This window comes from Comamonas testosteroni (assembly GCF_014076415.1).
Taxonomy (GTDB): Bacteria; Pseudomonadota; Gammaproteobacteria; order Burkholderiales; family Burkholderiaceae_C; genus Comamonas; species Comamonas testosteroni_F.
Window position 1 is genome coordinate 3,265,803 of sequence record NZ_CP043568.1, and the last position, 12,937, is coordinate 3,278,739.

At 56.6% G+C, this 12,937-nt stretch carries 11 protein-coding genes and 1 pseudogene; 3 read left to right on the forward strand and 9 right to left on the reverse strand.

What is annotated here, in order from left to right:
- Positions 1-4: 4 nt before the first annotated feature.
- Both F0P97_RS15000 and F0P97_RS15005 read right to left on the reverse strand, forming a co-directional pair.
- Entirely contained in the window at positions 5-1,084 is a 1,080-nt protein-coding gene (locus F0P97_RS15000) for an acyl-CoA dehydrogenase (RefSeq protein ID WP_003054594.1), read from the reverse strand.
- Positions 1,081-2,220 carry an acyl-CoA dehydrogenase family protein gene (locus F0P97_RS15005; protein ID WP_003054593.1) on the reverse strand — a complete coding sequence of 380 codons (1,140 nt, stop codon included), beginning with the start codon at positions 2,218-2,220 and terminating at the stop codon, positions 1,081-1,083. Before F0P97_RS15005 ends, F0P97_RS15000 begins: the two co-directional genes overlap by 4 nt.
- Before the next feature lie 98 nt (positions 2,221-2,318).
- Between F0P97_RS15005 and F0P97_RS15010 the strand changes: the two genes are divergently transcribed.
- Both F0P97_RS15010 and F0P97_RS15015 read left to right on the forward strand, forming a co-directional pair.
- Positions 2,319-3,488: a CaiB/BaiF CoA transferase family protein gene (locus tag F0P97_RS15010; protein ID WP_003054591.1), complete on the forward strand. Its 1,170-nt coding sequence runs from the start codon at positions 2,319-2,321 to the stop codon at positions 3,486-3,488.
- A gap of 9 nt (positions 3,489-3,497) precedes the next feature.
- Positions 3,498-4,115, forward strand: a complete 618-nt coding sequence (locus F0P97_RS15015) for a TetR/AcrR family transcriptional regulator (protein WP_080553882.1) — start codon at positions 3,498-3,500, stop codon at positions 4,113-4,115.
- A 45-nt stretch (positions 4,116-4,160) separates the two neighbouring features.
- Here the strand turns inward: F0P97_RS15015 and F0P97_RS15020 are convergent, their stop codons facing one another.
- The 6 genes from F0P97_RS15020 to F0P97_RS15045 form a co-directional block, all read right to left on the reverse strand.
- Entirely contained in the window at positions 4,161-5,117 is a 957-nt protein-coding gene (locus F0P97_RS15020; protein ID WP_003054587.1) for a tripartite tricarboxylate transporter substrate binding protein, read from the reverse strand.
- A 117-nt stretch (positions 5,118-5,234) separates the two neighbouring features.
- Entirely contained in the window at positions 5,235-6,197 is a 963-nt protein-coding gene (locus F0P97_RS15025) for a tripartite tricarboxylate transporter substrate binding protein (RefSeq protein ID WP_003054585.1), read from the reverse strand.
- Between the two features lie 206 nt (positions 6,198-6,403).
- Positions 6,404-7,390 (reverse strand): Bug family tripartite tricarboxylate transporter substrate binding protein, encoded by a 987-nt coding sequence (locus F0P97_RS15030; RefSeq protein WP_003054584.1) that lies wholly within the window; start codon positions 7,388-7,390, stop codon positions 6,404-6,406.
- A gap of 61 nt (positions 7,391-7,451) precedes the next feature.
- Positions 7,452-8,624 carry a CaiB/BaiF CoA transferase family protein gene (locus F0P97_RS15035; RefSeq protein ID WP_003054583.1) on the reverse strand — a complete coding sequence of 391 codons (1,173 nt, stop codon included), beginning with the start codon at positions 8,622-8,624 and terminating at the stop codon, positions 7,452-7,454.
- 20 nt (positions 8,625-8,644) lie between these two features.
- Positions 8,645-9,619, reverse strand: coding sequence for an acyl-CoA dehydrogenase family protein (locus F0P97_RS15040; RefSeq protein WP_003054582.1), 975 nt, complete (start codon positions 9,617-9,619; stop codon positions 8,645-8,647).
- A gap of 9 nt (positions 9,620-9,628) precedes the next feature.
- Positions 9,629-10,798: an acyl-CoA dehydrogenase family protein gene (locus F0P97_RS15045; RefSeq protein WP_034400553.1), complete on the reverse strand. Its 1,170-nt coding sequence runs from the start codon at positions 10,796-10,798 to the stop codon at positions 9,629-9,631.
- 189 nt (positions 10,799-10,987) lie between these two features.
- Here F0P97_RS15045 and F0P97_RS15050 point away from each other — a divergent pair, with 189 nt between their 5' ends.
- Positions 10,988-11,911, forward strand: coding sequence for a LysR family transcriptional regulator (locus F0P97_RS15050; protein WP_003054580.1), 924 nt, complete (start codon positions 10,988-10,990; stop codon positions 11,909-11,911).
- Here the strand turns inward: F0P97_RS15050 and F0P97_RS15055 are convergent.
- A pseudogene (locus F0P97_RS15055) lies at positions 11,908-12,869 on the reverse strand (IS481 family transposase). The gene F0P97_RS15050 and the pseudogene F0P97_RS15055 overlap by 4 nt on opposite strands.
- Between the last annotated feature and the right edge of the window lie 68 nt (positions 12,870-12,937).

Sequence of the window (12,937 nt, forward strand, 5' to 3'; positions counted from 1 at the left end):
GTCCTCAGGCAGGTATGACACGCTCTGTCAAGGAGTGCCAGAAGCCCTCCCCCGGCTGCTTGGCAAAGGCCTGGCCCAACAGGCCCGCCCAGAACGCAGCATTGCCGAAATCCCCCCGCCAGGCCCAGAGGCGGCGCGTGGCGAAGTTCAGCGTATGCTCATAGGTGAAGCCGATGGCCCCATGCACCTGATGCGCAATAGAGGTACCGTTGGTCACGGCTTCGCCCGCGCAGACCTTGGCTGCAGCCACGCTGAATTCTGCGCTGGGTGCCACCAGGCGGTTGACATGGGGCATGTCCTTGCAGGCCATGACCGCGCTGGCGCGGGCCACGGCGACCTCTCCGGCCATCAGGGCCAGTTGCTGCTGGATGGCTTGGTTCTTGCCAATTGGCTTGCCGAACTGCACGCGGTCCTTGGCGTATTGCACCGATTGGTCCAGGGCGAACTCCAAAGCCCCCACCATCATGGCGGCGCGGGCTCCCGCGCCCAGCACCTTCACCGGATCGGCCAGATTGGTAAAGGGATTCGTGAACAGCGTATGTACGGGGGCCTTAGACAGAACCAGCCGGTCGGCCGCCATCTTGGAGGTATCCGTGCCCTGCTCCACGCACACGCCGGCCGCTGACAGATCGACCACGACCAGTTGCCCGGCATTGATGCCAATGACGACGAAGCCGGCGTGGCGCACCCATTTCACATTGCACAGTACTCCGGTGAGCGTCGCGGCATCGGCGTCCAGGACCAGAGACTGCTGCGCCTGGTCGTATGAAGCGATGGCCATGGGCCGGTCCGTGGTAAGGCCGACATTCCCGGCCGACAGGAGCAGATGGGCGATGGCGGTCTCGGCCACCGGCACAGGCGCCTGGTAGTAACCAAGGTTGTGGAGCACCGGGTAGGCATCTTCCCAGGTGGCTTCGATGCCGCCCATTTCTTCCTTGCTGAACAAGGACGTGAAGCCCGAGGCTACGACCTGGAGCCACAGTTCTTTCGGGAAGTCGCCCGCTTCCACTTTTTCAATCAAGCCTTTGTCGACTTCATTGGCAAACAGCCTCTTGGCTGCATCGGCGATAAATTCGTTACTCATCTCAGTCCCATTCCCCTGGCAATGATTCCACGCAAGATCTCCCGGGTACCGCCTCTCAACGAGAACGAGGGAGATGCCATCAGCAGGAAGTTCATGACCTTCTCCAGGTTCGACCCCGTGCCAATGTGTTCTCCGAATTTGTCGTGGGCGATGTTGGGAATGGACTGCTCCATCAGAGCACCCTGATCCTTGACCACCGAGGCGGCCAGGGCCGGGTCTTCTCCCCTGGACATCATCAGCGCAATGCCTTGTGACATCTGGCGCAGGGCTGCGTACTTGGCGATCAACTTGCCGATGGCCACCGTTTGATCGGTGGACTGCGGGTCAGCCGCATCGATCATTTCAATCAGAAGCTGCGTGCTGCTCAGAAAGCGCTCCGGCCCGGAGCGCTCGAACTTCAGTTCGCTGGTCACCTGCTTCCAGCCCTCGCCCTCCGTGCCTATGAGGTTCTCGTCGGGCACGAAGACATCGTCCAGCACCACCTCGTTGAAGATATGGGTGCCCAGTTGCGAGTAGATGGGATTGACCTTCAGCCCCGGGCGATCCATCTCCACAAGGAACTGGGTCATGCCGGCATGTCGGTCCTCGGTCTTGTCCCGCGTGCGGACCAGCGCCACCATGTACTGCGCATGGTGGGCGCCAGAGGTCCAGACCTTGGTGCCGTTGATCTTCCAACCGCCCTCCACCTTGACGGCCCTGGTACGGATCGAGGCCAAATCGGAGCCCGAGTCGGGCTCACTCATGCCGATGCAGAACGCGCATTCGCCGCTGACGATCCTGGGAACGATCCTCGGCGCCAGCGTCTCGGCCGCGTAGCGCATCAGCAAGGGCCCCATCTGCCGGTCTGCCGACCAGTGCGCCCCCATGGGTGCCCCTACCGCCAGCATCTCCTCCAGCATCACGTAGCGCTCCAGCATGGAGCGCTCAGCCCCGCCGTACTTGCGGGGCCAGGTCATACCCAGCCAGCCCTGCTGGGCCATTTTCCGGGTCATTCCGGAATCGCGTCCCGTCCAGTTATGGGCACGCTGCTCCTTGGAATAAGCAGCCATATGCTCGGCAATGAAGGCGCGAACCTCTTGCCTCAATGTCTCGCATTCCGGTGGCAGCTCACCCAGTTCGATGTGCAGTCCGTCCATGTTTCTCCCAACTTGTTTGCCGTCAAACAAATATATATATTCACAACATCGACTGTCAACTCAGTAGAAACGTGAGCCAACACATTCAAGGAGCAAGCATGGGACCTCTCAAGGGCATTCGCGTCATCGACCTCACCTCCGTGGTGCTGGGGCCGATGGCCACACAGGTACTGGCCGACTACGGCGCAGACGTCATCAAGCTTGAAGCGGTAGAAGGAGACCTGATGCGCGCCAACGGGCTGTCGCGCAACCGCGGCATGAGCTCCACCTTCATGAACCTCAATCGCAACAAGCGGTCCGTGGCGCTCAACCTTAAGACCTCCGAAGGTCTGGAGGCCGCCAAGGCCTTGATTCAGTCAGCAGATGTACTGGTCCACAACATGCGAACCAAAGCGATCAACAAGCTCGGTCTGGGTTATGAAGATGTGGCCCGGATCAACCCCAGCATCGTGTATTGCGCGGCGACCGGCTTTGGCGACGATGGCACATATTCGGGCCAGCCCGCCTTCGATGATGTGATCCAAGGCGCTTGCGGGCTGGCCAGCCTTGTCGGCCACGAAACGGGCAAGCCCGAGTACCCTCCCACACTATTGGCCGACAAGGTCGCAGGCCTTGCGACGGCCAACGCCGTAATGGGTGCACTGGTGCACAAGATCCGCTCCGGCGAAGGCCAATACGTGGAGGTGCCCATGTTCGAGACCATGGTCGCCTTCACCATGACCGAGCACATGGGAGGGAATGGTTTTCAGCCTTCTATCGGACCCGCCGGCTACTCTCGCCTACTCAAGGGAGGCCGCAAGCCGACTCCCACCAAGGACGGCTATCTGGCGCTGCTGCCTTATACGGAAAACCACTGGAAAGCGTTCTTCTCGGCCCTGGGCCGACAGGATCTGTTCGACAAATACGACCTGACGAACCGACATGAACGCAACAAGCGCATTCAAGAGCTGTATGCCGATCTTCGCTCCGTCACCGTCAACTTCACCAGCCAGGAATTGATGACTCTGTGCCGCAAGCTGGACATTCCCGTCACGGAAATCTTCAGCATAGACAACATCCACGAACACGAGCACCTCAGAAGCGTGCAATTGTTCGAAGTCCTGGAACACCCGACAGAAGGCAACGTGGTGGCCATTCGCCCTACGGCCCTCTTCAGCAAAACACCCTCTAGAATTACCCGCCATGCGCCCAACATCGGCGAACAGACCGATGAAGTACTCGGCGAGCTGGGCTACTCCGCGGACTTCATCCTCCAGACCCGAAAATAAGAATCCGTAATGTCTGCAGAACTGAAAACCTCGAAAACACAGATCCAACGCAAAGAAGAAGCTATTCGAAAAATTCTCGATGCAGCCGTTGACCTGATCGTGGTCCGTGGAGTTAAGGATTTGACCATGGCGGAAATCGGCGTCCATGCCGGCTACAGCCGCGGCCTGCCGCACCAGCATTTCGGCTCCAAGGAAAACCTGATCGAGGCAGTTCTGCATGCCATCATTGGCCGCTTCAACCAGCGACTCAGGGGGCGGCAACCGCCTGCGCCCGGCATGGAAAGCATCAAGTCGCTGGTTTCGACCTATCTGGAACGCGATGCCGAAGGCTGGAAGGCCTCCAAGGCCTTCATCATCCTGATGGCCGATGCTTCACTCATCAGCACCCGGCACAAGACCCTGATTCAGAAGCACAACCAGAAAAATATTGAATTCATCCTGAAGCATCTGGAAATTGAGAAGACCCAGCGCCATATCGAGTTCAAGATTCAGGAAAAAGACATCGCCACGATCATCATGGGCACAATGCGAGGACTGGCCTTGCATGCACTTAATGAAGAGGAAGTCGATTTCTCCTTGACCGCCCAATCGCTCAATTATCTGCTTGATGACTTGATGGTCAAGTAGGGCATCCTGCCTGCCGCTTTCAATGCGCCAGGGCCTTCACCATACTCAGACTTTCCTAGATTTCTCCAGGATGGACTTGAAACGGTTGAATTCCTTGCGCTGGAACTCTCCCATCTCATCCATGGAAATGGACAAAAATTCTCCGGGGCGTGATGCCTCATATGCCTTGCCTGCATCGGAAGCCTGAAATTTTGCCACTGCAGCGGCAAACTCCTTGATCCAGCCCACGTCCGTTCCCTTTTTCATATAAAGGGAAGTCCAGACGTATGTTTCGAAATCTTTATATCCCAGCTCCATCATGGTCGGGACCTTGGGCAACTCCTTGTCGCGCTTGTTCCCCGTAGTGGCCAAGACATTCAACTTACCGCCCCGGTACATCTGCAAGATGCCACCTATATCATTCAACCCCATTTCCAGCCGGTTGCCAATGATATCCGTCACCATAGGCGACCCACCCTTGTAATTCACCGGCGACACCTCGACACCCAATGCCTGGGAAAGCCACTCGGAAATCAGGCGGTATCCATCCGAATAATTACCCACAGCCAGCGGCGCTTTGATTTTTCTGTATTTTTCCTGAATATCCTTTATCTCATTGATGTCCGAGCCTTTTCCAGAAATCATGGCCACCGAAGAAATTCCCATGCCGTGCACCGGCACAATTTCCTTGAACGGGTCATAACCCAGGTTGGGATTGACGGCCGGATTGACCGAAACCACTGAGTTGCTGGCCAGCAGAACGGTGTTCCCGTCCGCCGGTTCAGCCAAGACAGTTTTCACGGCAATCAAGCCACTAGCGCCCGGCTTGTTTTCTACAACAATACTCCTATTAAGTATCTCACCCAATTTTTCGGCATAGAAGCGAGCCCCCTCATCCGATCCACTTCCTGCCGTGAAGGGAACGATGATTCTGATCGTTTTAGGGGCTGCGGCAACCACTTGCGGTATCAGGAAACTCCCCGCACCAGCCAGCAGCGATGTATTAAATATCCGTCTCTCCATCACTATATCCTTTGAAGATTCACGAAACACAGGATATCCCGCCAAGACAATCGATTAATAAAGTTCATTTTTCACAAATGATCCAGGCAGGGAAATAATTCTCATCCAGCCAACGCTTCACGCAGGATTTATTTTCGCCTTCTCTGCCACTTTTCTGAAACGTTCGTATTCAGCGCGTTGAAATAATCCAAGAGCTTCCAGTTTTTTGTCCAAAAACTTTCCTGCGCGCGCCCCCTGATAATCCTTGGCTTCCTTGGTCTTCTGCGACTCAGAAATAGCCGTTGCCAAATCCTCCATGACGGATCTTGGCGTTCCCATCTTCATCGAAAAAGCAGACCACACATAGGACTCCATTTCCATATACCCCAGTTCACGCATCGTTGGAATATGGGGTAAAAGATGGTCACGATCCTTACCAGTGATGGCTAGGATCTTGATTTTTTTTGATTTCTCCAAGGGAGCCACACCGGTAATATCGTTGAGCCCGATATCCAATCGATTTCCAATGACGTCTGTGACCATTGCCGCGCCGCCCTTGTACGGTACGGGAATTGACTGGATATTCAGTACTTGGGACAACCACTCGCCCACTAGCCGATATCCTTCCGAATAATTTCCGATAGAAATGGGGGACTGGCTATTTTTGTAGCGGGTCGTCAGATCGGAAAAGGAGTTAATTCCGGATTCATTGCCGGTCAATACCGCAGGCGACGAAATGGCCAGTCCATGCAAGGGCAGGAGCTGTTTGAAAGGGTCGTACCCAAGATTTTTCACCATCACCGGATTAACCGAGATCAGGGAATTGCTGCCCAACAAAATGGTATTGCCATCTGCAGGCTGCCCAATGACCTCCTTCACCGCCAGCAACCCACTGGCGCCGGGTTTGTTTTCGACAATCACCGCCCGCTTGATGGTCCTGGAAAGCTGATCTGCATAGAAGCGCGCGCCGTCATCCGAACCGCTACCGGCACTGAACGGCACGATGATCCGGATGGCCTTGCCCTGCGCCAGGGACAAATATGGGAAAACCATGGCCGACGTTGTCAGTGCCAAGTTCTTGGAAAAATCTCTACGTTTCAACTCGACTCCTTCGGGTCTGCGCGCTCACCATGAAACCCTCAAGTGACGCGAACTGAGCAATTTTCTAAATATTTGCTTGTTGGATAACAAACATAAATTTACATACAAACCATGCGCACCAAAACTAGTAAAAACACCACAAACCTCAGGTCTGTGCTTGCTCTGGATCAAGCAAGCCGGACCATGCACAAGCTTGCTCCTGGACCTTATTGCTTCTCGATTCCAGCTTCGCGGAGGGACTTGGCCAGGCTCACCTGCTCACTGGCTAGGAACCGGCCATAGTCCTCAGGACTCCCTCCATAAGGCTCCGCGCCGCTGGCTTCAAGCTTCTTCAGGAATACCGGATCTTTGATGGCCTCGTTGACGACCGTATTGAGCCGTTTCACAATTTCCTTGGGCACCCCCACAGGGGCCACGATACCGTTCCATGCTGTCAGTTCGATATCAGGGATGCCTGTGGCCTCCGCCACAGTGGGAATGGTCGGCAGCAAAGAGGTCCGTACTTTGGATCCCACCGCCAAGGCCGTCAGTTGCTTACTCTGCAGGAAAGGGAGCACCGTGTTAAGCGTAGTCATAAAAGTGTCGGTCTGGCCACCCACTAGGTCTGTGAGCGCAGGAGCTGTGCCCTTGTATGGAACATGTGTCAGCTTCATACCCAGACGCGACTCCAGCATCGCAAAGGCCAAGTGGTCAATCGTCCCTGCACCTGAGGACGCATAGTTCATCGTGCCTGGTTTGCTCTTAGTCAGCACAACAAACTCCTGGATGCTCTTCGCGGCCACTTTAGGGTGCACCGCGATTACTAGCGGAACTCCCACAGTCCGCACTACTGGCACAAAATCCTTCATCGGATTGTGGGTAGCTGACTTGTAGGCCAATGCGCCCAGCAGGAAGGATGACGTGTTATAGAGCAGCGTGTACCCATCCTTGGGCGCATTCGCCGCCATCGTCGAAGCAACGTTCCCGCCTGCACCGGGACGGTTTTCCACCACCACCGGTTGCCCCAGCCTCTCACCCATGTACTGAGCAAAGAGCCGCGCATTCACGTCGGTGGGTCCACCTGCCGGAAACGCTACCAGCATCCGAATGGGTTTGTCGGGATAAGTATTGCCTTGCGAGAGCGCAAGGTCAGCTCTTAACAAGGCAGCACCCGCGACCGCACCTACCACAATAAGTTTGTATATGGCACTCATGATTGTCTCCTGTCGTTGTAATGGCTCGACGTCAAAGGTCGTCGCCTGCGCAAATCCGGCTCTAGGACGCAATGCGGCCTGACATACATGCAGATACCTCTTCGAGGACCTCATCGGTGTGTTCGCCAAGCAACGGCACCGGGCGCGCCATGACCGGAGGTGTTCGCGACCAGTTACCCAGACCAGCCATCTCGATCAGTGGACCTTCGGTCGGGTGGTTGCGATACTTAAAAAATTCCACAGCCTCCAGGTGCGGGTCGTGCATCAAGGTCTCCAGCGTATGCAGAGGCATCACGGGAATATCCTGATCCGCAAGCGCCTCCAACCAATAGGCGCTCGGCTTGGTGCACAGATAGCTAGCAACCTCGCCGTAAAGCTCGTTGATGTGGCTGGTGCGAGCTTCGATGGTTGCAACCCTAGGGTCATTGCGGTACTTTTCGTCTGCCCCCACCAACTCAAAGAAGGAACGCCAGTGCTTGGTGGCGTACAAAACGGTGCAGACGTGACCGTCGGCAGTGGCAAAGGCCTTCCGCGATGGTGACAGCAGCCGTTTGTAGCCCATGTCACCTGCGGGAGGCTCATAGGTATGCCCAGCCATGTGCTCGCTCATAACGTAGGGCACCATCGTCTCAAACATCGGGATCTCTACCGCCTGCCCTTCCCCGGTTTTCAGCCGGTGGATGTATGCCGCCAAAATAGCCGTCGCCGCAGCCTGGCCCACAACTCTGTCCACGATGGCCAACGGCACATAGTGCGGCACCCCATCTCCCACTTCCGCAATCAAGCTCGGTATCGCGCATACCGCCTGGATCATGTCGTCGTAAGCCGCGCGGGACGCATATGGACCCTTCTGACCATAGCCAACCAACGTGACATAGATGATGGAAGGATTTACTCGGGCGAAGTCTTCATGGGACAAGCCCAGCCGAGCGAGCGCTGCCGGCCGAATGTTGCTCACAAAGACGTCAGACGTCCGCGCGATGTCCAACAGAGATTTGTGAGCCTGAGCGTCCTTCACATCCAGTACAACACTGCGCTTGTTGCGGTTAACGTGCAGAAAGCCAGCGCTCATCCCTGGATTCCTCATCGGCCCCAGATGGCGGATCGTATCGCCCTCCGGGGGCTCGACCTTGATGACATCAGCCCCCAGATCCGCAAGTATCTGCGTCGCAAAAGGCCCCATCAGAACAGAAGTCATGTCCAGAACGCGCAGCCCATTCAGTGATCCTGCCATATAGCTCTCATCTCCCTAACTTATATCGCCTGCACGAACTCGCAAAACGATGCTTGCTGCCCAAGTGCACCCTCACCCACCCGCCGATACCAGTACGTCTCAGAGCCGTGAGTGATTCGCCATTCATGCAGACGGCGCGTAAAGAGTTGCAAGTCATACTCGGCAGTGATGCCGATGGCTCCATGCAGTGCGTGTGCCGTATTGGCCACTAACAGGGCCGCCTCACTGGCTCGCCCTTTAGCGATAGCGGCCAAAATCATGTCCGGTACCAACCTATCCCCACTGAAGGCCACTTGCGTCGCCAAGCTCGCGGCCACAATATGCTCGGCCATGACCGCCAACTGATGCTGAACTGCCTGAAACTTGCCCAGGGGTTTACCAAACTGCACCCGGTCGTTGCAGTACTGCATCGTCAGGCGGAATACTTGCTCCATGGCACCACATAGCATGGCGGCGTAACTTGTCGCGACGAAAGCACTTAGCTCCGCACCAGTGCCAGAGATAGGCACGCACACATCTGCCGGCCAATCAAACGAGGCCAGTTGGCTACCCCACAACCCAGCGGCCGAGCAAGAAGCAGAGGCCACTGGCAGCAAAACCAGCCCTAGCCCTCTCGGAGCAAGCACATGTCCAGCCACGGCGCCAAAAGACACATTTGCACAACGCACGCCGCCGTCCGGCAATGCCACTGACGAAGATGCCAGTGCGATAGGCCCACTCGGCAGGCTGGCAGGCGTGGCCGTCAGCACTCTCGCGATAATGGTGTCGGCCAACGGCAGTGGTGTCGCATGTGCTCCCAGCAGATGGAAAATACCGTACAAGTCCGACAGGGACAGGCCCGCACCGCCCTGCGCCTCCGGCACCAAGAGCTCCAGATAACCCGCTTCCTCTAAAACATCCCAACCCCTGCCCATCGCACTCCCCGCTTCCACCTTTCGCACGTATTCGGGAGTCACCTCAGCCTGCAAGATCCTCTGTAATGCTTCAACAAACATAACAACTCCTCAGCGAAGGCCCAGACCGCGAGCAACCATGCCACGCAGAATCTCTCGCGTTCCCCCACGCAGGGAGAAGGATGGCGCAATCAGGCTCAGATAATTCAGTGCGCGCAGCAACTGAGGCTCAACCTCTTCCGGAGCTATTGACCCCAACACGGCCTCCAGCACCGCAGGTATCGACTGTTCGAACTCCGTGCCCAAATCCTTCATGAGCGCCGCCTCGATCAATGGACTCTCGCCTGCAGCGAGCTTAGTGGTCAGCGCAATGGACATTTGCCGTAGGGCAGTCATATGGGCAGCAAACCGCCCCAGCACCACCAATTCCTCACCACTTACGGCACGCGAGCCTTGCTGAATACGCAGAAAGTCCATCCATGCATTCAATAGGACGGCACTTGAATAGAAACGTTCAGGACCGCTGCGCTCCAAGGCCAACTCCGCGTTCACCTGGGTCCATCCCTGGCCTACCTGACCAACCAGTGCCTCGTCAGGCACGAAGACATCGTCAAGCATCACTTCATTGAAGTGGGCATCGCCGGACAAATCGACTAGAGGGCGTACCTCTACGCGCGGCGATTTCATGTTTACGATGAATTGAGACAGCCCCTCCTGCCGGTCTTCAGGGACGCCGGAGGTCCGCAACAGAGCAATCATGTAATCGCAATGCTGTGCGTTAGTGGTCCATATCTTTCGCCCCTGCAGCTTCCACCCGCCCGGCACACGTGTGGCACGTGAGCGAATACTTGCCAGATCGGAGCCCGAGTTGGGCTCACTCATCCCAATGCAGAAAAAGGCTTTCCCTGCGCAAATGCGCGGCAAATAGAAATCGCGCTGCTCTTGCGAGCCAAATTTCAGGATAAGAGGCCCACTTTGCCGTTCGGCCACCCAGTGCGCGGCGACAGGCGCGCCGACACTGAGCAACTCCTCCACTAGCACAAACCGCTGCAAAGGTGTCATGTGCGCGCCGCCATATTCCTTTGGCAACGTCACACCAACCCAGCCCCGTTTGGCCAAGCGCCAACTGAAATCAGCATCGAACCCCATCCAGCTACGCGCTCGTCGATCTACGGACGGATTGCCAAGATGTTCGCGTAGAAAACTTCGGACCTCTTCACGCAGGACCTCAACGTCAGAAGGCAAGGAGGCAAACTTGAGAGAGACTAGCAAATCAACCATCGGCTTGAAAGCACGTCGTGCCCGCAGTTACTTTGATGGGCGAATGCTATTGGAGGAGCTTCCCGCTTGTCTAATATCGTATTTCTCCGCCACCATACCGAGTCAGTATGACTATTCATGGTTTTCCAGTAACGCCTATATGGCGAGGCCCTGCCAGGGAATGGCTGTGCCTCCGTGGAGCCGCCGCCTATGATGGACCTCAAGCGCATTCGAAACTTCGTCACCTTAGCCGAGGCTGGCAGCTTCCGGCGGGCCTCTGAGCGACTACACCTAGCACAACCACCCCTATCAGTCTCCATTCAGAAGCTCGAGGCTGAACTTGGCACTAGGCTCTTTGATCGTGGCCCAGCCGGAGTGACTCTCACCGTTGCAGGAGAATCCGTGCTGCGGGAAGCAAAACGCCTGCTTTTTTTTGAACGCCAAGTGATCACTGCGGCCCACGACGCTATCTCCGGGATCGGAGGCACGCTCCGCATCGGATTCGTAGGGACTACCACATTCGGCATGCTCCAGCGTCTGCTGCCGGCCTACCGGGCGCAATATCCCGCCGTCGAGCTCAAACTGCAGGAAGCACCATCCGTCTCCATTGTTGAGCAACTTGAGCACGGCTCGCTGGACTTGGGCCTTGTACGCGCACCAGTGATGGCTGCGACCTCTACCACGCTCGTTTCCTTGGAACGTGAGAGCCTCATCGCCGCCTTGCCCAAGGACCATTTCTTGGCCAAGCACACTGCCATTCGTCTGAACGATTTGTCCGGAGAGGCATTTCTTATGTATGCCGAGGGAGCCGCCACAAGCCTGCGCTCCCTTGTGATGGCCGCCTGCCAGCGCGCGGGGTTCATTCCCCGAATCACCCAGGAAGCCACCCAGGTGCAAACCATACTGGCCCTTGTCGAAAGCGGCCTGGGCGTCGCACTCGTGCCATCAGTCATGCGCCGCTACGCCAGTGACGTAATTGCCTATCGGGAAATTTCAGACTTGGGGCACGACAGCTGGATGGGCCTGTCGCTTGCCTACATGGCGGATGCCGAGCCACCTGCTGCAGTCAAGTTCAGAGAAGTTGCACTGCAAACAATGGCAACTGAGGTTGCCCCTGAAAACCGGAGTATTTAGATGTTCAGTCCCACAGTGAGCTGGTGCGGATGAAGTCTAAAGCGGCTTAGATCTTTTTCCCACGCCTCGCACATCGCACGGAATGGTGTCTTCCACCTGAGCGCTTTCAAGTGCTTGCCGAAGTTGTAGCTTTGAACAATGCCTGGACATGCTTCCGTAGCTGCTCCAGGCCCTCATACTCATACACCTTGATCGTGGATTCCTTGATGGTCCGGTTCATACGCTCGACCATGCCGTTAGTCCAAGGGTGGTACGGCTTGGTATGTCGTTTCTCGATTCCATTGAACTTGCAGATGCGCTCGAAGATGTGACCGATGCATGTGTCGGTGACGCCGCCTCTGAAGCGTTCTTGCCCTGTGAAGGCCATGCCGTTGTCCGTCAGAACGGTATGTATGCGGTACGGGAAGACCACGAGCACCTGCCGAAGGAACTGCGCTGCGTTGGCTTTCGTGGCCCTGTCAAAGAACGCAACATGCGTGAATTTTGTGACGCGGTCTATGGCAACAAACATGTGCTGTCTGCCGCTGGAGATCTTCATTTCGGCACTGTCGATGTGCACGAAGCCCAGCGTCGTTTCTTCAAACTTTCCGTGCCTTCGCGGCACCTGCGTTGCGGGCTGTCGGCTGATGCCGTGTCGCTGCAGGCAACGATGCAAGGCGCTGCGGCTGAGCTTGGGTGCCGTCTCCAGGAGCTGCCCCATGAGATCGTCCAGCGACAGATGCCCTTGCTTGCGTAATGCAATTGCCAGGTGTTCTTGCTCTTGAGAAAGATGCTGGCTTGCTCTGTCCCGAGGACCCATGGGCTCATCGAGAACAGAGGTGCGCGCACGCCACTTGGCCACGGTCTTGGGGTTGAGGCCATAGAGCTTGGCCAAAGACCGATGGGAGCCGGTCGCTAGCAGGAGTTCTGCGCGGATACGCGGCGTCGTGCGGGCGCTGCCATGCAGGCGGATTGCCATAGTGCTTTCTCCTGTTCCAGGCTAAAGAATGCACCATGACTTCCTGGGACCATACATCTAAGCAACCT

What these genes read in the sequence shown, in the direction of transcription:
- F0P97_RS15000 (WP_003054594.1), bottom strand. Translation starts at nt 1,084, where the DNA reads ATGAGTAACGAATTTATCGCCGATGCAGCCAAGAGGCTGTTTGCCAAT.
- F0P97_RS15005 (WP_003054593.1), bottom strand. Translation starts at nt 2,220, where the DNA reads ATGGACGGACTGCACATCGAACTGGGTGAGCTGCCACCGGAATGCGAG.
- F0P97_RS15010 (WP_003054591.1), top strand. Translation starts at nt 2,319, where the DNA reads ATGGGACCTCTCAAGGGCATTCGCGTCATCGACCTCACCTCCGTGGTG.
- F0P97_RS15015 (WP_080553882.1), top strand. Translation starts at nt 3,498, where the DNA reads ATGTCTGCAGAACTGAAAACCTCGAAAACACAGATCCAACGCAAAGAA.
- F0P97_RS15020 (WP_003054587.1), bottom strand. Translation starts at nt 5,117, where the DNA reads ATGGAGAGACGGATATTTAATACATCGCTGCTGGCTGGTGCGGGGAGT.
- F0P97_RS15030 (WP_003054584.1), bottom strand. Translation starts at nt 7,390, where the DNA reads ATGAGTGCCATATACAAACTTATTGTGGTAGGTGCGGTCGCGGGTGCT.
- F0P97_RS15035 (WP_003054583.1), bottom strand. Translation starts at nt 8,624, where the DNA reads ATGGCAGGATCACTGAATGGGCTGCGCGTTCTGGACATGACTTCTGTT.
- F0P97_RS15040 (WP_003054582.1), bottom strand. Translation starts at nt 9,619, where the DNA reads ATGTTTGTTGAAGCATTACAGAGGATCTTGCAGGCTGAGGTGACTCCC.
- F0P97_RS15045 (WP_034400553.1), bottom strand. Translation starts at nt 10,798, where the DNA reads ATGGTTGATTTGCTAGTCTCTCTCAAGTTTGCCTCCTTGCCTTCTGAC.
- F0P97_RS15050 (WP_003054580.1), top strand. Translation starts at nt 10,988, where the DNA reads ATGATGGACCTCAAGCGCATTCGAAACTTCGTCACCTTAGCCGAGGCT.